The 18,663-nt window shown below is 61.6% G+C and carries 24 protein-coding genes; 16 read left to right on the top strand and 8 right to left on the bottom strand.

The features are described 5' to 3' along the window. Positions 1-213: 213 nt before the first annotated feature. Entirely contained in the window at positions 214-684 is a 471-nt protein-coding gene (locus DTX69_RS21710; protein ID WP_119303680.1) for a VOC family protein, read from the top strand. 49 nt (positions 685-733) lie between these two features. Here the strand turns inward: DTX69_RS21710 and DTX69_RS21705 are convergent, their stop codons facing one another. The 4 genes from DTX69_RS21705 to DTX69_RS30320 form a co-directional block, all read right to left on the bottom strand. Then, the gene (locus tag DTX69_RS21705; protein WP_119303679.1) at positions 734-1,699 is read right to left on the bottom strand and encodes a methionyl-tRNA formyltransferase; all 966 of its coding nucleotides are present in this window, start codon (positions 1,697-1,699) and stop codon (positions 734-736) included. A gap of 209 nt (positions 1,700-1,908) precedes the next feature. Beyond that, positions 1,909-2,763 (bottom strand): hypothetical protein, encoded by an 855-nt coding sequence (locus tag DTX69_RS21700; protein ID WP_162917440.1) that lies wholly within the window; start codon positions 2,761-2,763, stop codon positions 1,909-1,911. A 140-nt stretch (positions 2,764-2,903) separates the two neighbouring features. After that, positions 2,904-3,932 carry a glycosyltransferase family 2 protein gene (locus DTX69_RS21695; protein WP_119303677.1) on the bottom strand — a complete coding sequence of 343 codons (1,029 nt, stop codon included), beginning with the start codon at positions 3,930-3,932 and terminating at the stop codon, positions 2,904-2,906. Positions 3,933-4,083: 151 nt separating this feature from the next. After that, positions 4,084-4,515: a hypothetical protein gene (locus tag DTX69_RS30320; protein WP_162917439.1), complete on the bottom strand. Its 432-nt coding sequence runs from the start codon at positions 4,513-4,515 to the stop codon at positions 4,084-4,086. Positions 4,516-4,653: 138 nt separating this feature from the next. Here DTX69_RS30320 and DTX69_RS30315 point away from each other — a divergent pair, with 138 nt between their 5' ends. From DTX69_RS30315 to DTX69_RS31085, 3 genes are all read left to right on the top strand, one after another. Then, positions 4,654-4,812 (top strand): hypothetical protein, encoded by a 159-nt coding sequence (locus DTX69_RS30315; RefSeq protein WP_162917438.1) that lies wholly within the window; start codon positions 4,654-4,656, stop codon positions 4,810-4,812. A 581-nt stretch (positions 4,813-5,393) separates the two neighbouring features. Further along, positions 5,394-6,656, top strand: a complete 1,263-nt coding sequence (locus DTX69_RS21685) for a cation:proton antiporter (protein ID WP_119303675.1) — start codon at positions 5,394-5,396, stop codon at positions 6,654-6,656. Between the two features lie 309 nt (positions 6,657-6,965). Next, complete coding sequence (locus DTX69_RS31085) at positions 6,966-7,283, top strand: PilZ domain-containing protein (protein ID WP_119303674.1); 318 nt, start codon at positions 6,966-6,968, stop codon at positions 7,281-7,283. A gap of 121 nt (positions 7,284-7,404) precedes the next feature. Here the strand turns inward: DTX69_RS31085 and DTX69_RS21675 are convergent, their stop codons facing one another. The 3 genes from DTX69_RS21675 to DTX69_RS21665 form a co-directional block, all read right to left on the bottom strand. After that, on the bottom strand, positions 7,405-7,950 hold the full coding sequence (locus DTX69_RS21675) for an SRPBCC family protein (RefSeq protein ID WP_119303673.1): 546 nt from the start codon (positions 7,948-7,950) through the stop codon (positions 7,405-7,407). 51 nt (positions 7,951-8,001) lie between these two features. Then, positions 8,002-8,721, bottom strand: a complete 720-nt coding sequence (locus DTX69_RS21670) for an SCO family protein (RefSeq protein ID WP_284735977.1) — start codon at positions 8,719-8,721, stop codon at positions 8,002-8,004. A gap of 162 nt (positions 8,722-8,883) precedes the next feature. Then, positions 8,884-10,368 carry a multicopper oxidase family protein gene (locus DTX69_RS21665; protein WP_119303672.1) on the bottom strand — a complete coding sequence of 495 codons (1,485 nt, stop codon included), beginning with the start codon at positions 10,366-10,368 and terminating at the stop codon, positions 8,884-8,886. A gap of 732 nt (positions 10,369-11,100) precedes the next feature. Between DTX69_RS21665 and DTX69_RS21655 the strand changes: the two genes are divergently transcribed. The 6 genes from DTX69_RS21655 (at position 11,101) to DTX69_RS21635 (ending at position 14,203) form a co-directional block, all read left to right on the top strand. Continuing rightward, positions 11,101-11,664, top strand: a complete 564-nt coding sequence (locus DTX69_RS21655) for a sigma-70 family RNA polymerase sigma factor (protein WP_119303670.1) — start codon at positions 11,101-11,103, stop codon at positions 11,662-11,664. Next, positions 11,661-12,302: an NrsF family protein gene (locus tag DTX69_RS21650; RefSeq protein ID WP_162917436.1), complete on the top strand. Its 642-nt coding sequence runs from the start codon at positions 11,661-11,663 to the stop codon at positions 12,300-12,302. Before DTX69_RS21655 ends, DTX69_RS21650 begins: the two co-directional genes overlap by 4 nt. A gap of 123 nt (positions 12,303-12,425) precedes the next feature. Then, positions 12,426-12,569, top strand: a complete 144-nt coding sequence (locus tag DTX69_RS30310; protein WP_162917435.1) for a hypothetical protein — start codon at positions 12,426-12,428, stop codon at positions 12,567-12,569. A gap of 64 nt (positions 12,570-12,633) precedes the next feature. Continuing rightward, the gene (locus DTX69_RS30805) at positions 12,634-12,765 is read left to right on the top strand and encodes an SHOCT domain-containing protein (RefSeq protein ID WP_284735976.1); all 132 of its coding nucleotides are present in this window, start codon (positions 12,634-12,636) and stop codon (positions 12,763-12,765) included. A 61-nt stretch (positions 12,766-12,826) separates the two neighbouring features. Further along, complete coding sequence (locus tag DTX69_RS21645) at positions 12,827-13,435, top strand: class I SAM-dependent methyltransferase (protein ID WP_284735975.1); 609 nt, start codon at positions 12,827-12,829, stop codon at positions 13,433-13,435. 447 nt (positions 13,436-13,882) lie between these two features. Further along, positions 13,883-14,203: a hypothetical protein gene (locus tag DTX69_RS21635; protein ID WP_119303668.1), complete on the top strand. Its 321-nt coding sequence runs from the start codon at positions 13,883-13,885 to the stop codon at positions 14,201-14,203. A 323-nt stretch (positions 14,204-14,526) separates the two neighbouring features. On the opposite strand, the gene ppk2 is transcribed toward DTX69_RS21635, so the two are convergent. Beyond that, entirely contained in the window at positions 14,527-15,447 is a 921-nt protein-coding gene (ppk2, locus tag DTX69_RS21630) for a polyphosphate kinase 2 (RefSeq protein WP_119303667.1), read from the bottom strand. Between the two features lie 391 nt (positions 15,448-15,838). Here ppk2 and DTX69_RS31080 point away from each other — a divergent pair, with 391 nt between their 5' ends. The 6 genes from DTX69_RS31080 to DTX69_RS21600 all read left to right on the top strand — a co-directional run bounded on the left by DTX69_RS31080 (position 15,839) and on the right by DTX69_RS21600 (position 18,662). Then, positions 15,839-16,357: a discoidin domain-containing protein gene (locus DTX69_RS31080; protein ID WP_119303666.1), complete on the top strand. Its 519-nt coding sequence runs from the start codon at positions 15,839-15,841 to the stop codon at positions 16,355-16,357. A gap of 343 nt (positions 16,358-16,700) precedes the next feature. Then, positions 16,701-16,967, top strand: a complete 267-nt coding sequence (locus tag DTX69_RS21620) for a hypothetical protein (protein ID WP_284735974.1) — start codon at positions 16,701-16,703, stop codon at positions 16,965-16,967. A 16-nt stretch (positions 16,968-16,983) separates the two neighbouring features. Continuing rightward, the gene (locus DTX69_RS21615) at positions 16,984-17,169 is read left to right on the top strand and encodes a hypothetical protein (RefSeq protein WP_119303664.1); all 186 of its coding nucleotides are present in this window, start codon (positions 16,984-16,986) and stop codon (positions 17,167-17,169) included. A 326-nt stretch (positions 17,170-17,495) separates the two neighbouring features. Further along, positions 17,496-17,792, top strand: a complete 297-nt coding sequence (locus DTX69_RS21610) for a hypothetical protein (RefSeq protein ID WP_284735973.1) — start codon at positions 17,496-17,498, stop codon at positions 17,790-17,792. A gap of 16 nt (positions 17,793-17,808) precedes the next feature. Beyond that, on the top strand, positions 17,809-18,135 hold the full coding sequence (locus tag DTX69_RS21605) for a hypothetical protein (protein WP_284735972.1): 327 nt from the start codon (positions 17,809-17,811) through the stop codon (positions 18,133-18,135). A 257-nt stretch (positions 18,136-18,392) separates the two neighbouring features. After that, positions 18,393-18,662 carry a DUF1488 family protein gene (locus DTX69_RS21600; RefSeq protein WP_119303736.1) on the top strand — a complete coding sequence of 90 codons (270 nt, stop codon included), beginning with the start codon at positions 18,393-18,395 and terminating at the stop codon, positions 18,660-18,662. The last annotated feature ends 1 nt before the right edge of the window (position 18,663 follow it).

Genomic DNA, 18,663 nt, shown 5'->3' with positions numbered 1-18,663 from the left:
AGATCATGTAGAAGGAGGCATTTTCATCCGGTCAGGGTCAAGCTGCCTCTCTGCAGCCATAGCCCACCCCGACGCAAAAAAATCGCCACCGTCCTGTCGGGCGCCGGTCCTTTTAAACGTCCTATGGAGGCGTGCATCAGGCGGGCATCGGCTGTTCGGAGGGATCCGAGGCGGCCCGTGCGGGCGTGCGCGCTGTCTGAAAGGAGCAAGACCATGAAAGTCAGTCAACATCTGTGGTTCGAAAAGGACATGGAGGCGGCGGTCGGCTTCTACACGTCCTTGATTCCCGGCTCGGCGATTGAATGGACCACAACGATACCCGCCGAGACTCCCAGCGGCCCGGCGGGAAGCGTCAAGATCGCGTCCTTCACCCTCGGCGACCAACGCTACATGGCGATCGAGGCCGGCCCCCTCGACCCCTTCAATCACAGCTTCTCCATCATGGTCGAATGCGACACGCAGGCGGAGATCGATCGGCTTTGGGATGCCCTGAAGGACGGCGGCGCCACGGAGCAATGCGGCTGGCTGCGTGATCGCTGGGGACTCTCCTGGCAGATTTGTCCCAAAGGGCTCGGTGCGCTGATGAAGGACCCGGACCGCGCGAAGGCCAAGCGGGTGACCGAAGCCATGCTCAAAATGGTGAAGCTCGACATCGCTGCGCTGCAGGCCGCCGCCAGGGGCTAGCCGCGGCTGCTCAAGGCGGGGCTATCGTGGGGAGGAGATCACGGCGCAGCTAGTCCGCTGCCAGCGCCGGGCTCAGCGGCGCCGCAGACTCCAGCCGGTCTCCGGCCGACAGGCCGTGCGACTTCGCGAATGCTGCGGCCGACAGCTTCTGGCCGGCACTGGCGCGAACCTTCGCGATCTCGATCAGGCCACCCTGGACAGCGATCTGGATGCTCTGTTCGCCGACGGAGACGATCTCGCCAGGCTTGCCGATGACGTCCCCGAAGCGGCGCACGGGATGCTTCCTGGCCTCGAACAGCCGTACCTTATGGCCGTGCACCAGGGTCCACGCGCCAGGCGCCGGGTCGCAGCCACGGATCAGGTTGTGGATCAGGTCGATGTGGCTGTTCCAGTTGATCCGCGATTCCGCATCGCGGCACCAGCCCTCGTAGGAAGCGAGTGTCTCGTCCTGGACCGTTTCCGTATGACGGCCCGACACGACGAGGTCCGCCGCTTCCAGCATGGCCGCGACCCCGAGCGGGAAGAGGCGGTCGAAATAGACGCTGCCCAGCGTATCGTCGGGCCCGATCGCGACTTTCTTCTGGAGGATGACCGGCCCTTCGTCGAGCCCGTCCGTCGGCCGGAAGATGGTGAGCCCCGTCTCGGTATCGCCCTTGATGATCGGCCAGTTGATCGAGCTCGGCCCCCGGTATTTCGGCAGCAAAGAGGGGTGGTACTGGATCGTGCCGTGCCTCGGGATGCTGACGAAGGACTGGGAGGCGAACTGCAGTACATAGGCCATGACGGCCAGGTCGGCGTCGAGCGCGCGCAGCGCCTCTTGCGCCGCTGGGCTGGTCAGGTTCGGCAGCTGGAACACCTTGAGCCCTTGCTCTTCAGCGGCAACGCGCAGCGGATCCGGGCGCGCTCCTAGCTTTTCCGGCGCGCAGAACACGCCAGCGACCTCGTGGCCGCGCGCCAGGAATGCTTCCAGCACGTCCTTGCCGAATGCCTGCTGGCCGATGATTGCTACGCGCATGATGGCTCCTCGATTCCCGGCAACACCTGTCTGTGGACAGCGACAGTCTTGCGCCGGTATCGCGAGGTTCTGGTCTTTCCGCGTCGAAGTGTGCTTGGTTTTCGACCAACGCGGGGTCAGGCTGAAGCGTCCTGGACGGACCTGCCATATGTCGGCTTCACCTCCGGCAGCTGTCCACTCCGGTCGAGCGGAGCGGATCCCATCGGTGCCTACTCAACGGCTAGTCTCTCCACGATCTCTTTCGTCAGAGTCCTCGCAGAGGACCAACGGATGTGGATCGCATCAGTGAAGGCCGAAGCATCCAGGATCTTTGCCCCGTCCGCATTCCAGAACTGCGCGCCGGTTCCTTGCAGCGCTCGCTTCAACTGCAGGGAGAACCGCTCTCGAAACGTGCCATCTGGGTCGTATTGCGATTTCCAGCGGGGATGCATCGGTGCTATCACGACGGTCATGCTGCGGTTCCGCTCGGCCAGTTCGCTCGCCAGTGCGCGGAGAGCAGAAAAGCAGCTCGGGTCTGGTTCGGGCATCGGGCCGTAGAACAGCCCCCGGTTCTCGTCCGTATCCAGCGGGGCGTCACCGTACTTCGTGAAGCTGCGATCGACCTTCAGAATGCGGGCCTGCTCGCGGATCTGTATTTGCCGGTCTATGTTCCGCCTGAGCGATATCGGATCGAAATATCGCAGGTAGAAGCTCCACATGGGCTGGCCCTCGAACACCAGTTTCCTGGCATCCTCCGGATCGAACACCTGGCCAGAACCCTTGCAGCTGACGAGGTCCATCGGCGACACGACCAGCAGCACCCGACCGATGGAGGGCAACCGATCGATCATCCAGTCCGTGATGAAGGCGGACTGGTTGATCTGCATCCCGCAAAAGCCCCCATTCAGGGGCCGCGCGCCAGGTAGGCTGCCGGCGATCACCGCGCTGTCGATGTTGCGCCAGGCGATGGACGAGCCGGCGACCAGAAAGTTCGGATGAACCGGCGGGTTGTGGCGCAGGAAGACCAGTTTCTCGTCTGCGCACACGTTGTTGGTGAGCGGTGGCGGCGGCAGATAGGCCGTCACGTAGAGAGTAGCGTATAGGGTGGACAACATGGCGAGGGCCAGGATCGCCCCGCCGATGACCGCGAACAGGTATCTTGCCGGACTTGCCGGGCGCGCTCTGTCGCTGCTGAGAGCAACGCCTTCCATATGCCTTTCCGTGCTCATGTGGCGCGCCCCTCGGGCGTGCGCGATCCCGCGAGGCGCTGCGGCTTCGGATCACCATTTTCAGCATCTTCGATGACGGGGCGGCTGGACAGGATGGTTGCGTCCGTTCGAGATGGCAGCGCGTCTGCCCTTTCAATCGACGGATTGAACCAAAAGCTCTCGAATATGCCGGTCAATACAATGCCAGCCCTCCCGAACTCACGGGCCTTCATCAGCCGCAGCACCAATTGAGCCTGCCGGATCGCATGCCGATAATATTCCAGTCTGGGCGTGTATCTCCGAGCGACGTACATGTGGTTCCGGATCAGGTGGCGGTGGTATTTGAGCCGCGTGCCGTTCGATTCCGTCATGATGTTGACGGCACCGCTTAACTGCCTCAGGTGAAGGACCCTGCTTTCCGCTACCAGGAATCCAGGCCGTTGATCCGTGATGCGAAGCGTATACTCGGAATCCTCGCCCCAGATGAACATCTGCGCCAGCGGCAGGCCGTACTCTTGAATCACTGCACGAGGAAGAAGGATTGATACAAACGTGGCGCGGGTCACAGGCACGATCTTGCGGTCGAGAAAGCGCGGCCAGCTCTCGTACCCGCTTGCCCCTGGGCGGGTATTGATCTTCGGTACGTTGATCGGGCTGCCGTCCTCCGCCCAAGCGGCTGACAGAACGAAAGCGGGGGCGATTCCACTGTTGGCAAGGAATTGATCGGCCTCGATCAGCTTCGCCAGCGCGTCTTGACTCGGCAAGACATCGTCATCCATCACCCAGACGAAGTCCGCGCCTCGCTGATAGGCGATCCGGATTCCGGCGTTGAACCCGCCCGCGGCTCCAAGATTGTCAGGCAACGTGTGGACTTCAACGCGATCGGCCCATTCCCGGCGAAGCATCTCCGACGTTCCGTCGGAACTGCAATTGTCGATCACAATGACCCGATCGCAGTGGCGGGACTGTGCAAAGACACAGCTGAGGCAGCGCCGCAGCAACTCCGCCCGGTTGAACGTCACAATGACTGCAAAGATCTTGGCCATGCTGAGATGATGCCCCCGGCGTCGCTACTCGCGAAGGGCCGTTCGCCGACGAACCCATTGTGCCGTCGACCGTCCCGCGCCGATCGACGGCGCCAGCTCGTTACTATCGGTTAGATCGCGTCTGATAGCTGCCACTCCGCGTCTCCACGACTCAAGACTGCTTCTCCCGAATTTGCAGGTTTGCCTGACATGCGTGCAGGGTCGCTCTCAAGCGACGCTTGGCCCTTGTGGACCAGGGCGTGCGATAGCGCGAATGGAACGCGCGGCTCTCTTCGAAACCCGTGTGATAACCGAATTGCGCGGCGAGACTCGCGATCTCCGCATATTTGTTGATTCTGCTCGGTTCGATAGTCGCGACAGTCTGTTTTCGGTACTGATCGACGTTCTGGTTCGGAGCGCCGTCGAACGCCGACCTATAGGGGAGATCGAGAAATTGCGCGAACGAGACACGAGCATCATGGCTCGCAAGGATATCCTCAAAGGAGATTCGGAGGAAGGGAACGGTCGGAAGCGCCGCCTGCACCTCCAAGCCGTAGAGGTGCACCTCTGCCCAGAAAAAAAGCGCCTTCTCGAACTGGCTCATGCCTGACCACTGGTCGGAGTAGTGCCGCAAGCGTACGCCTGGATCGCTTGGCGTGAGAGCGACGTCTGCCGCAATGTCGGGCCGAGCGCCTGCCTCGTACCATCGATGCGTGACGATTGACGCTGCGACGCGGGCCGGATGCCGCACGAGCTGAACGAGACGAAGACGCTCGCCAAACTCCTGCAGCAAGAGGGGCGCCGCCGCAAATGCCGGGAAACCCACTTCGACGTAGGACTTGCCGTTCAGCGTCTCGCGGATGCCATCGAGATGGCGCTCTATTGCGGGGAGCGTGCGTAGGACTGTAAGCTCGTCGTGATTGCGGATGCAACGCCTAGGTGCGTAGGAATATCTGATCGGTTCATGCTCGACCGAGAGCAAGTCGGGATATAGCCGCCGCAGCGTGCCAGAAATCCACTGGGTGCCAGACCGCGCAGTCGTGATGAAAAAAGTGACAGTATTCAAGAAATTGCCCCTCTCAAAATCTTAAAATATCGAGCCGCGACCACGGCAACCGGAATGCCTATCCCGCGCTAGACGGCGACGTACGCCACAAAAATGCAATCTGCAGGGTTATAATCGTGCGAACAAAGGCCTAGGCCGAATGCGCCGGGGAGTGACTTTGTTCCCGACCGAAACGACAAAATCAAAGCGGCCGCTTGGGCTCGGCGGCAGACCTCTCAGCGTGACCCCGAAGCAGATGCTCGCACGCTATCCCACGTGCCTGAGTTATCCACCGATGGGCCGAGGGGTTGCGATCAATGTGATCGATCGGTTCGGCGGTGCGCAGGCGCTGCCGCCGGTCGGCACGCTGGGCTCAGTACCGTCCACACTTCCGGATATAGTGCACATCCATCGATGCGAGTCTTTTCAGAAAAACCATGACGCTGACCCCACTCGATGCCGCCGCGGCCCTCATCGTGCTCGCGGCCTTTCTTGGCTATCTCAATCACCGGCTTCTTGGCCTGCCTCAGGCGATCGGCCTCACCGTCATGGGTGCCGCAGCCTCGCTGCTGGTCATCCTGATCGATTTCGTCGTCCCCTATTTTCATCTCGTCGCGACGCTGACGGCCTATCTCGCCCAGATCGACTTCCACGAAGCCTTGATCGACGGCATGCTGTCGTTCCTGCTGTTCGCCGGCGCGCTGCACGTCGATCTCTCGGAGCTGAGGCGCAACAAGTGGGCGGTGGCGACGCTCAGCACCATCGGCGTCCTGCTCTCGACCTTGATCGTCGGCGCCGGCTTCAGGCTGCTGGCCGCACTCTTCGGCGTCGATCTCCCGTTTGCCTGGTGCCTCGTCTTCGGCGCGCTCATCAGCCCGACCGATCCCGTCGCCGTCATGGGCATTCTCAAGAACGCCAAGGTCTCCAAATCGCTGGAATCCACGGTCGCCGGTGAATCCCTCTTCAATGACGGCGTCGGCCTGGTCGTTTTCCTGATCCTGGTCGGCGCCGCCGTCACCGACCAGCCGATCTCTTTTGCGCACGGCGCGGAACTCTTCATCGTCGAGGCGTTCGGCGGCGCGCTGCTCGGCCTTTGCGTCGGCTATCTCGGCTTCATCGCGATGCGCTCGATCGACGAACACAACCTCGAAGTCCTGATCAGCCTCGCCATGGTGATGGGCGGCTATGCGATTGCGCATCACATCCATGTCAGCGGCCCGATCGCCATGGCCGTCGCCGGCCTTCTCATCGGCAATCACGGCATGAAGCACGCGGTCAGCGAGCGGACCCGCGATCACATGCAGAAATTCTGGTCCCTGCTCGACGAGATCCTGAACTCGGCGCTGTTCCTGCTGATCGGGCTCGAGGTCGTGGCGATCAGCACCCACTGGTCCGCGATCGCGATCGGTCTCATGGCCATTCCGCTGGTGCTGCTCGCCCGCGCCGGCTCGGTCTGGCCGCCGCTGGCCGTCATCAACATCTTCTCGGCGCGGCTGCGCGGCAGCTTTCCCATCCTGCTGTGGGGCGGCTTGCGCGGTGGCATCTCGATCGCGCTGGCCCTGTCACTGCCGGCGAGCCCGATGCGCGACGTCATCCTGACCGCGACCTACATCATCGTCGTGTTCTCGGTGATCGTGCAGGGCGGCACGGTCGGGTCAGTGGCGCGACGCGTCACCCGCAGGGTGGAAGCCGAGGCCTGAGCCGCGCCAGGACCCGCCTTGGGTCAGACTCAATCGAACCATCTGGATCGGCCATAGGCGGCTGGCCATTCATATCAGGCAAGGTCCCCGCATCCTGGCGAGTCCGCCATTGGCGTCGAACGCCCTTCAGGACCCGCAATCCTACTCCAGATGACATACAGCCTTTTGCAGCCATACCCTTGGAGCGGCCCGCAAGCTAAAGCATTGGGTCGTGCAGCTCGCGTCCCAGCGTAGCGCGCTGGACCGACCGTAGGGCAAGCAACGGCGTGCGACGCGAGCGGCATGGCTTACCGCTGAGCTTTCGGCAAAATGACTGAAGGATGTCGCTGCTTGGACTCGCTAGCATCAACGACGAGCATCGCCTGCGCGGTAGACGCGGCGCCCGAGCGCCGAATCCAACGTCGGCGCCGGGTGATCAAGGGCGGCAAGGTCGTCTTCAACAATGGCCAAAGCGTCATCGACTGCTCGGTCCGCGATCTCTCCGAGGGCGGCGCAAAGCTGCTCCTTCGCGATCCAATCATATTGCCCCATGATTTTCAGCTTCAGATGCTGGATGGGCGCCTCATTCCCTGCGAGTTGCGGTGGGCGCGGAATGGAGCTGTCGGCGTGAAGTTCCGCGGCGCATAAAACCCGACGGCTCGGCGACATCAAGAAACGTTTGGCGGACAAAGCCCGGGCAGGGACGCCTATTTGTCTCTAGCTCCGGATCCAGCTGTCCTCGGCAACCGCGGCCAGGATCAGTGCGGCATCATGCACGACCATCGGCCGGCAGTCGCCGGTCGTATTCCTGCAGCAGGCGGCTGAAGCCGTCCCAGAATGGCGCCGGCTCCACGCCTGACACGCGCGCCACCAGCAGGTCGAGATGCATGTGCCAGCCGGCGCCGTGATTCAACAGGCTCACGCGGTTGGGCAGACGGCGGTGGATCACGGTGAGCAGCACCTTATCACCCTTTGGTTCCAGCTCGAAGGAAACGTCGCCGCTGCCTTCCCAGACGATGGCGAGCTTGCGAGGCGGATCGAGCTCGGTGATCCGGCTCTGCATCCGGTGCTCGTCGCCGAAGCCGGCGGGCCGCTGGCCGGGCGGATCGGTCAGCTCGTCGTTTCGCCAAACGAACGCGACGGGCGCGCCGACCTTGAGTTCCATGTGGCCCGCTGCGAGCCACTGGCGGCGCAGTTCGCTCTCCGTAAGATACGTCCAGACGCGCTCGATGGGGCCGGGCAGCAGGCGCCGGATCTCTAAGGTGTCAGCCTCGGTCAGCACTCCATAGGGATCCGGGGTCGCGAATTCGGCCATTTGGTCATCTCCTTCGGGGGCGGAGGTTCGATTGTGCAGGGTCTTCGCTCGTCAGAACAGCGATTTCAACCAGCCCCAAAAGCCGCCTTGCTCCGCGGGCTCGGGGTGCACGTCATTGATCAGCGCGTTGACGAAGACAACCATGTTCGTCGGGTCAAATTCCAGGCCATGGAAGTTCGCCCGCCACCGCCCTTCACGATCAACCACGTGGGTGACGATTCCGTGCATCTGGTACCCGTCCTTCTCCTTCGTGAACTTGTGCCCAAAGGACTCGGCCAGGCGACGCGTCTCGTCTTCCGGCTGATCGGCCGTGGTTGTCAGGAACAGCCAGTTCGCAGACTTAAGCCCATGCACCTTGCCGTAGTCGCGCAACACCTGCTGCGTATCCCGGCTGGGATCGGTGGTGATCGTGATGAACTGCACCCGATCCTGCATGTGCCCTTGCTTGATCATGGTCTGGATTTGGGCGATGCGCTCGGCATGCAGCGGGCAGACATCCGGACAGTGGGTGTAGACGAAATGCAAGACGATGACCTTGTTGCGGAAGTCGGCCAGCCGAAAGATGCGGTCGTCTGCGTCTCGCAGCGTGAAGTTCGGCGCTACCTTGTCGATCGGCTGGAAATACTTCTCCTTTCCGCCGAGCATCGCCGCGGTCTCATCGATGGAATGGGCAAAGGCGGTTGACCAGGGTGTCATCATCATCGCCAGCGCCAGCAGACATCGTGCAATCAGGCGCATCGTGTTAACCGGGCCACGCTTGGTCGTGTTCATGAGGTAAGGCGTCCTCATCATCGCAGCAGCCGCACTGCGGATTCTTGTAAAGCGTGGCCTGGATCGGTATCGGCCAGGGCGCGCCATGGCAAGGCGACCACGGTCAGCAGGGCGGCGATCTTGATCGTACGCTTCATGTGAACCTCCTCCGTGAGACGAGCCTTAAGCAACCCGCAGAACGGTCATGAGGCCGGACATCTGGTGATCCGTGACGTGGCAATGCAGCATCCAGTCGCCGGGATTGTCGGCCACGAACGCGACGTCCACAAACTTCCTCGGCGGGATAAGCACCGTATCGCTCCACTCGCGTCTGGGATTGCGCGTGCCGTTCCGGCTCAGGACAAGGAAGCTGTGGCCGTGCAAATGCATGGGATGCCACCAAGCGGTCTCGTTGCGGAGCGCGAGAATGTGCGTGCGGTCCCGCTTCAGCGTGAGGAGCGGCTTCATGCCCGCGTGTCCGTCGCCGCTCATCGAAGTGCCGTTGATGGACCAGGCCGCGCCGCCCATGCCGCCCATCATTCCGTCCATCATTCCGTCCATCATTCCGCCGCCCATCATGCCATCCATCATCCTATCCATCATTCCGTCGCCCATCATGCGGCCCATGCCACTCATCATTCCGCCCTGGAGAGCAAGCTCGTGGCGTTCGGAGGAGGCGAGGTCCGGCTCGGGAATAGGATTCTCGGATAAACGGGCGACGGCGCCAAGCGGAGTTCTGCGCTCCAATGGCTTCTCATCGTAGGCGAGCTGGACGAGCGTATAGGCAAGATCATCGTAGAAATCGTCAACGACGCGGTATCGCCGACCCGGCTCGCCAACCATGTCGAGCACGACATCGATGCGCATGGCAGGACCGAGAAGAAGATGATCACCTTCAGGTTCGTGCGGATCGCAAGGCTGCCCGTCGATCGCAACGATCACCGGTCGGTGATCTTCGAAGCGCAGCGCCATGATGCGCGCCAGCGCGCTATTGACGAGGCGCAGGCGGATACGCTCTCCGGCCTGGACTGACTCGACCGTCGGCAACGCGCCATTGATCGTTACCGCGTTGCCGACGCGGCCGGACATCCCTGCTTCCATGGGATTGCCGAACCCGCTTGCAATCTGCGCATCTGGCCTCAGCCGCCAATCACTGATCACCCAAAGGATTTCGCGATCAGCCGGGTACGCCTCCTGCGCTTCCACGATCAGCGCGCCAGCGAGGCCCCGACCAAGCTGCTGGAGGCTGTTGGCATGGGGGTGGTACCAGAAGGTGCCCGCATCCGGCGGCGTGAATTCGTAGGTGAAGCTTTCGCCAGGCCTGATCGGCGGCTGCGTCAGGCCCGGCACGCCGTCCATGGCATTGGGCAGTCGAATGCCATGCCAATGGACCGTGGTGTCCTGGTCAAGCTTGTTCTCGACGATGATGCGCACGGGCTGACCCTGCTTGAGCCGCAGCGTCGGGCCAGGTACCTTTCCATCATACCCCAGCACGTCAGTCTGGGGATCGCTGCCGACCAGCAAGGCTCGACCCGGCGCCGCCGCAAGCCTGATCTCTCGCACGCCATCTGCCGGCGCTCTCCAAGGCGTCGCCGCAGCGAGCGCGACGCCGGCACCGGCCAACAGGACGCTGCGGCGCGACATCGATGAAGTGTACTCTGTCATCATCCTAAACCTCGAACCCGTTACTCATGATGGGCGGCGTCGCGTATTGATGAAATCGCGTCGATTGCGCCGTACAACGCCCCTGCCCGTACTCGCGCGAGCGCGCCCAGGCGCCTCCTGTCAGCCCGCAGACCGACAGGGCGTCAGATTAGGACGATGCGTTTCGGAGGGTGAGGATTGGGCGATGTTATCCAGCCGGACGGAATCGGGGACTCGGACAGTGGGCGATCAACCGGGCGCTGGATGAGCAGAACAAAGAGCTGCGGCACCGCGGCGCTCACGGGCGCCGTGCATGTGGCGTCACAAACCATGATCTCGGCGCCGCTCGGAGTCTCCTTGCACAAGCCGCAATCGCTGCCGCCACTCGCGGACATGTGTTGCCCTGACATGGACATGCCCGCGGCCATCTTGCTCGCTTGCACAGAAGAGACGCCCAAGCCCAGGACCGCCAGAAGGCCGAGCACCAGAACATAGACCAGTCTGAACCGTTCGCGTCTCATTGCCGACAGTCTGGCTTCAAAGCCGGCCTTGAACAAGCATGCATCTCGCGGATGTGATGGTTGGCCGCACCGGAATGGTCAGCAGCCTTCCCCCTTTACCAAGCTTCCAATGTGTCAATCATCTGTGCCACCGGACAATCGAGGCCTCATGCCACCCAGACCACCTTTGTCATGGGCATTCCAGGGGCTACTTTACCCTCCCGCCTGTAACCGATGCCGCGGGTCCTGCGAACTAATGAACGTGAAGTCTGCCGAGCGCGAACTCCAGGCCCTCATGACCGAGGGCCTGCGGGGGGACGCGGCCGCTTACAAGGCGTTGCTGTCCAAGCTGACCGGGCACTTGCGGGCCTACTTCAAGGGTCGGCTCGCCCGACTAGGTCGAGGTGCCGTGGAAGCAGAGGATCTGGTGCAGGAAGCGTTGATCGGAATTCACACGCGCCGTCATACCTATGATCCCTCCCAGCCGTTCACGCCCTGGGCCTATGCCATCGCGCGCTACAAGCTCTTGGATCATCTGCGGCGCACGAGGGTCTCGATCAAGGACCTGCCGATTGAAGAGGCGGACGATCTGCTTGCTCATGACGACCTGTCGGACGCCGAGAGCGCGTACGACTTGCAGATGCTCCTGGCCCGCATCGCGCCAAAGATGCGGCAAGCCATTCAGTACGTGAAGCTGGACGGATTGAGCGTGAGCGAGGCTGCTGCGCGATCGGGCATGTCCGAATCCGCCATCAAGGTGTCCGTGCATCGCGGCATGAAGGCATTGGCCCTCCTGATCAGCAAAGGGCGGCCGTCGTGAAGACCAGCCAGTTCATCGACCTTCTGAGTTCGGATGTCCAGCCCGTTAGGCGTGGGATCGTCGGCAAAGCGCTCGCCGTGGCGCTGGTGATCGGCGGCGTGGCTGCTGTCATCCTGATGCTGATCACGGTTGGCCTTCGGCCGGACGTGTTCCAAGGCGCAGGTTCGATGCTCCTGCTCGTCAAGCTGCTCTTTACGCTAAGCTTGGTGGCTCTCGGCACGTTGTTCCTGATTGCGGCGAGTTACCCCGGTCGAAACGTGCGGAGGCGATTGGCTTTTCTCCTTCTGCCCTTCCTGGCAATCGCTTCCCTCGGCTTGGGCGCCATCCTGCTCGCCACGCCGATGACGCGCCAGGACATGATCTTCGGTCCGGAGTGGTTGACTTGTCTCATGTGCATACCGCTCTTTGCGATCGCTCCGTTTGCAGCGCTGATCTGGGCGCTGCGCATGGCGGCACCGACGGACCTGAGGCGTACTGGCGCGATCGCCGGCCTGGTCGCAGGGGCGCTGGGCGCGACTGCTTATGCGCTTCATTGCCCTGGCGATTCCATTCCGTTCATCGCGATCTGGTACGGACTCCCCATCCTGCTCTGGACTCTGCTGGGCGCAGTCCTCGGTCCGCACCTTCTGCGATGGTAGCCTTGCCCCGTGGTAAGCCTGGTTTTGAGTGTAACCGGCAGCCTCCCTCCTGCGAATTCATCCCATAGAGGTCGCTGAGCGCCTCTGCGTAGATGGTGAAACTTTGATGGAATGGAGTGGTTGATGACGAACACCGCTTTTGAATGCGCTGCGAACGGCTGGCCGATGATTGCGGGCGGTATCGCGTTACTGGCGCTGTTGGCGCTGTCGGGCGCCGCCCTGGTCAAGTACCTCTTCCTCGGCGACCGCCCCTCGGCAGCCGCTTGAAGAGCGTGAAGTCGCGGCGAGCGCTTTCACAGCGCTCGCCGCCGCAAACCGAAAGAGCAGAAGCATGAATCAGATGATGGGCGATATGGGCTGGATGATGGCCGGCGGGATGTGGCTGATCTGGTTGCTGGTGATCATCGTGCTCGTTCTCGCCGCCGCCGCGCTGATCAAGTACCTGCGGTCAGGCCCGAAATGACGCTGATCAAGCGCGCACCTTGTGTTGTGCGCTGTTACCATCATACCGGAGCGAGGAAAGCGTGAGCTTCTACGGCACTTGCATCGTTCCCCACCTTGTGCATCTGGCAATGCGCAACAAGCGCCTCCTGCCATATCGGGAACGCACCATCTCGGCCGCTGACGGCAGGGTTCTTGAGATCGGCATCGGCTCTGGATTGAACCTGCCGTTCTATTCCGGCGGCGTGAGTGAGGTCATCGGGCTGGAGCCTGCGTCGCGATTGCTCTCGATGGCCGGGAAGCAATCGCGCCGCGTGCCGGTCGCGCTCGTCGAAGGCTCGGCGGAGGCGATTCCGATCGAAAGCGGCAGCATCGACACTGTTGTCACGACCTGGACGCTCTGCACGATACCGGCGGTGGCCCAGGCGCTCGCCGAGATGCGTCGCGTCCTCAAGCCAGGCGGGCAGCTCCTGTTCGTCGAGCACGGCCTGGCGCCGGATGCCGGCGTTCGGAAATGGCAGGATTGGTTGACCCCGGCATGGAAGCGGATCGGCGGCGGCTGCCATTTGAACCGGCCAATTCGATCCCTGATCGAGCAGAACGGCTTCAGGCTGACGCGGCTCGAAACGGGCTACATGCCAGGGCCAAAGCCGATGGCATTTCTCTATCAAGGCAGCGCTGGGCCGGGTTGAAGGCCCCGACGGAGGTGCCGGCTCCACGACGCCGGCGCTCGCATGCCATGTGGGACGAAACGGTCAGCCAATTATTCTGGCGGATAGCGCTCAAACGTCGGCAATTCGTGCGCATGTTCCATCCATCCAACACGCTCGGCGACCTGAACATGAAATCCAGCCGGAACTGCATCGGGGTCATCATAGGTTGCGCCTTGGATGTCAATGATCCCAGGCAATACGTCGTCATTGGTGTAGAAGAGGCCGGCGCCACAATCGCGGCAGAAATGCCTCCGGCCATGACCAGGCCCGCCTGGATGAAGCTCCCGCAAGGTCACCACTCGAACCTTTATCATCGAGGCGAGCACAGGCAAAGCGCTGCTCGCACGCGTCGACTAGGCGCCGATTGCGTCCAGCGCGGCGCTTGCGGGCATTCTCATTGTCCCTAAGGCAAAAATCAGCGGGCTGGTGATCTCGCGCAATGCCGCCTTCACCTACAAGGGCAAGGCGGTGAAGCCCGCGGAGGTCGCCAAGGAACTCAACGTCCGTCACATCCTCGAGGGAAACATCCGGCGCGTTGGCGATGACATCCGCATCAATGCCCAGCTCATCGACAGCACGACAAGCGGCCATGTCTGGGTCGAGCGGTTTGACGGCAAGTGGGCCGACGTTTTTGAGCTTCAAGACCAGGTGGTGACGAGAGTCGCGACCGCGCTGCAGTTGAAGCTGCCCCCGAGCTCCGCGGAATCTGCGGGCGGAACCCGATGGTACGCCGGAAAACAAAAATGAATTCATACAGATCTCGCGTGAGAGTCGCAGGGAGTTCTCTGTCTCGAAGTAGCTGCCATGTCGGTGGCCTACATCAGCAATTTGGTTTGTCTCAATCACTGCCAGAGGTGGACATGCGTTGCTGGCGATCCAGGCAACCACCGTCGTGGTTCGTCGGAACTTACCCGCAGTCCCGCGATATAGCTGACCTCTCCTGCCGGCGCCCTCGTGCGGCGAACTTTTGCGACGCCGCCGTCAATGGCGCACCGGTCACCCGAACGTGTCGGCCCGCGGCAGGTGCAAATCGATCGCCGGATGCGCAAGTTATTTGGGCTCCTAATGCGTCAATAGACATCCGGAACGTACATCTCTGGCGGAACGGGGCCGCGTATATAGTCGGCGTGCCGGATGCGGCGAGGCAACACGACCGGTGAACGCTTAACCTCCTTATAAGGGATTTGACTCAGGAGGTGATGGATGCAGTTTAGCCGAGCCTTTTTCTTGTCGTCGGCATCGACGATCCACCATGGCGCTTCGGGAATGTGAGTTCGCTCGAGCATCGCTTCTTTTGCCTTGGTGTATTCCTCCCATCGGCTCCTCGACTCAAGATCCATGGGGCTCAGTTTCCACTGCTTGATGGGATCGTGGATGCGCATCTGGAACCGCAAGTGTTGCACCTCGTCTGTGATCGAGAGCCAGTATTTGATCAGCACGATTCCAGAGCGAACGAGCATCCGCTCCCAATCGGGCGCAGTGCTAAAGAACTCCTCGACCTCTTCCGCCGTACAAAATCCCATCACGCGCTCGACACCAGCGCGGTTGTACCAGCTCCGATCGAAGAGAACGATCTCGCCGGCAGCGGGGAGGTGGGGCACATAGCGCTGGAAGTACCATTGTGTGCGCTCGCGCTCAGTGGGCGCGGGTAGTGCCACCACGCGACAGACGCGTGGATTGAGCCGCTGCGTGATCCGCTTGATGACCCCGCCCTTGCCGGCAGCATCACGCCCTTCGAAAACGACAACGATCTTGAGCTTCTGGTCCACCACCCAGTCTTGCAGTTTCACCAGTTCCCGCTGCAGCCGGAACAATTCCTTAAAATAGAAATGCCGGTCGAGACCCTCGGGCTCGGCCTTCTCGGCCAAGCCTTCCAGCAGCATCCCCAGCCGCTGATCGTCAACCTCCATCTCCAGTTCTTCGTCAAAGCTGTCGGCAATCTCGGCGTCTATTAAACGGGCGAGATCACTCGGTCTTTTGCTCTGCTTCATGGCTTTCTCCCGAGCGCAAGTCTCTCTGGTAAGCAAGAAAACATGAGCGCCCTCGTGGTTTATCCATCAACCACTGCCAGTCTTGTCGTGGCGGCGCACATGTTTAACATGGCGGAAGTACAAGCATTCCTATGACCCAGGCGGCCACCGGCTTGGCTAGGCTGATCGTGCTATAGTTCCGCGCGGGGCCCGGCGGGTTGGCGACGCCTACGAGGACGGACCGGCCGCAGGTTGGATCGCCGGCGTCTCGACATCCTCATGAGCTTTCGCCTCCTCTGTTCCACTGGCGCCTATCAAGAACGACTTGTGGTCTGGTTTAGGACATGTCGCGCGTTGGGGGCTGGAATATCGTTGAGGAGCACCCACGTACTGTGAGTGCGAAACGGATCCAATGCAGGCGACAATGAGCGACCCGAACCCATCCAACTTTCGTAAGCGACAGCTAGGATCCGATGGGCCAATGCGCGATCGTGCCGCAGACGAGGTCGATATCCCCAGCTGCGCGACGATCGCCTATTCCTCAGAGGATCGGGCGCATCCGATCGAACACTTGCTGGACGGACAATCAGGGCCTGGAGCGACGCGTTGGACGAGTGCACGGCCTGACGTCACGGAGCAAATCTTGGTGGAGTTTGATCAACCTCAGACTATCTCGCGGCTCGTGTACGAGGTCGAAGAGGCAATACGCGAACGCACCCAAGAGGTGCGCGTAGAAGTCTCCGAGGATGGAGGCCGAACATACCGCCAGCTCCTGGTTCAGGAGTACACCTTCAGCCCTCGGGGAGCCACCTACCAGCGCGAACAACAGCGGCTGAACCTTCACCAGGTTAGCCACCTCCGTCTTACGATTGTTCCAAACAAGAACGGTTCCGGCACCGCAACGCTCACTTCGCTCCGTCTCTTCGCTTAAGCGGCCCGGTGGATGGGACCGAATGGCGGCCCGCCCGCTTGAGAGCGCATCCGCGCGACCGGTGAATGCCGGGTGACTCCCACCTTCGACCGCAAGGCTGCGCAAGCGAGTATGAGAACTGCGCCATTTATATCGCAGAATTATTTATTCAGACGCTTTTCAATGTAAATGTTGTAAGTAAAGCGTTTGAGGATTATCTGATGAACATCCGCCAATATTGCCAATATGGGTGCGCCCGCCGAGCCGGCGGCTCGGTCCGGCAACCTTGCGCCCGAAGTGAGCCAACCAAGCAATTATGAGCGACAGTACATGGGGAAGGTTTTCCCTCTTTTCCGGAGGCGCCGTGACGACACGCACCAAGAGAACGGTCACATTCAAGCGGCCCTTCAGCCTCAGCGGATTTGATGGTGAGCAGCCGGCCGGGACCTATTCTGTCGAAACCGATGAAGAGCTGCCGGAAGGCTCCTTTCCGGCCTATCGCCGGATGGCAACGATGATGCAGATGAAGGCCGGCGCCTGGGATAATTGTGGCGCGTTGCAGGTCGCAGTCATTGATCCGCAGCAGCTTGAGGCGGCTCTAGCCATGGATGCCGCTCACAGCGAGGTATAAGAAATGAGTGCGCTGCATGGCGGACGCGGAAGGTGCCGCGCGCCTCAACGCCGTAGCGCTGACCGGTGAGCATGGCGCATGCAATGGATGGTCTTTTCCCGACGAGCAGAACATGACGGTTTGGTTTGTCCGACCGGTCGTGGTGCCCCTGTTGGCACTCATCATGGCGGCGATCATCCACGTCGTCCGCTCGTTCGCGTAAGATGGGGCCATCACGTCCCCGATTGGGCTTTGCCGCCGCGAGCGGGCGCGCCGCGGAGGCATTGAACCTGCACATCAGTCCTAGGATCACCCACACCAGCTGGCGTCGCCATCCCATGCGGACGCGCAGCATGCAGGATGTGCGCGACCCCGCGTTAGGCAAGCCCCGAGTGCCCGGTTATTCTCCTATCTTAGTCGCCGATAAGGGCGCATGCTGGTAGTCGGAGCAACGGCACCGCCGCTGCCCGAACAGGGAGTACACCAATGCAAATCCCAACATGGACAAAACCGGGCATTACCGGTGCGATCGTTGGCGCGATCGCGACTATGATCGTCGGCTTTTCTCAGGGTGGATGGTATACCGGTGGCTCGGCTGAACGCTTGGCGCAGCAGAGAGCCGACGGCGCCGTGATCGATGCGCTCGTCCCAATCTGTGTCAGTCAATCGAAGCTTGATCCCGACATGACCGCGAAGATCGAGCAGCTGCTCGCCATGAAGTCATCCTACGAGCAGCGGGACTTTGTCATAAAGAGCGGCTGGGCCACAATGCCCGCGACCGATGGTCCGAACCGTGATCTGGCGAGCAAGTGCGCGGACGCACTGGCCAAGCCCGCAGCGACCTGACGGATCATCGGCGATCGTGTCGGACAACGACAACACGACACCAGCAGTTCTTCTCGACCAGCATCGTGGTATGGCCTCGCAGAAAGCGACTGAAGCGAGGCGGCATCGTTCAGAAGTCGAAGCAGATCAGGCGTCACTACGGGACAGCCGAGCCGAGCTCGAGAAATTCCTGTTCGCCGCGCCGGCGACCAACTGGACAGAGGCGGCAAAGAAGGCGCTCTACCTGTTGCGCCTATTCGCCGAGACGACCGATGCGCGGGACCCGCGGATTAAGCAGCTCATCGAAGACGCAGCGGCAGATCTGAACGGCCTCTGCGGTAAGAGCGCAGCTCCTGAGGCATGATCGTCGCACCGAGCGGCGGGACGTCGCTGAACGGCTCCAGGTGACCCGAGCTTCACAGCCGTCCGCGCCGTCAGGCTCGGGGGACTCGCAGCCGAGACTGGCGCATGGAAACGCGATCCGGCTTGCCCCACCGCGCGATCTGCGATCGAGATCGACCCGCCATTTTGGATTCTAGCGGCCGGACTTGAACCGACTGTCCTCCGGTCGGTATCCGAATAAGTCGGACTCGGGTGAGGAAAGAGATTATGATGGGTCCGATGGCACTCAGTTTTCCAAACGCAAGCCGCATCTACGACGCCAGGCAGCGTTGCGTGCGCTTTTGGGCATACGACGAAGCACTTGAGATCCCGTTCTTTGTCGAGGCTGATGCGCTGTGCCGTGTGGACCCGAGCGCCACGAGAGATGAGCCGGGACTGCTCAATGCGTTCGATCGCTACCGCAGCCGAATCTTCAGGTCGGCGGATCGGATTTATTCCCGCCGTCAGCGCAAAGGCTCATACACGCTGGTTGCCTCGGACATGAAATAGC

Origin of the sequence: Dongia deserti (genome assembly GCF_003574735.1) — a bacterium.
Classification (GTDB): Bacteria; Pseudomonadota; Alphaproteobacteria; order Dongiales; family Dongiaceae; genus Dongia_A; species Dongia_A deserti.
This window is presented reverse-complemented; position numbering and strand designations above follow the sequence as displayed.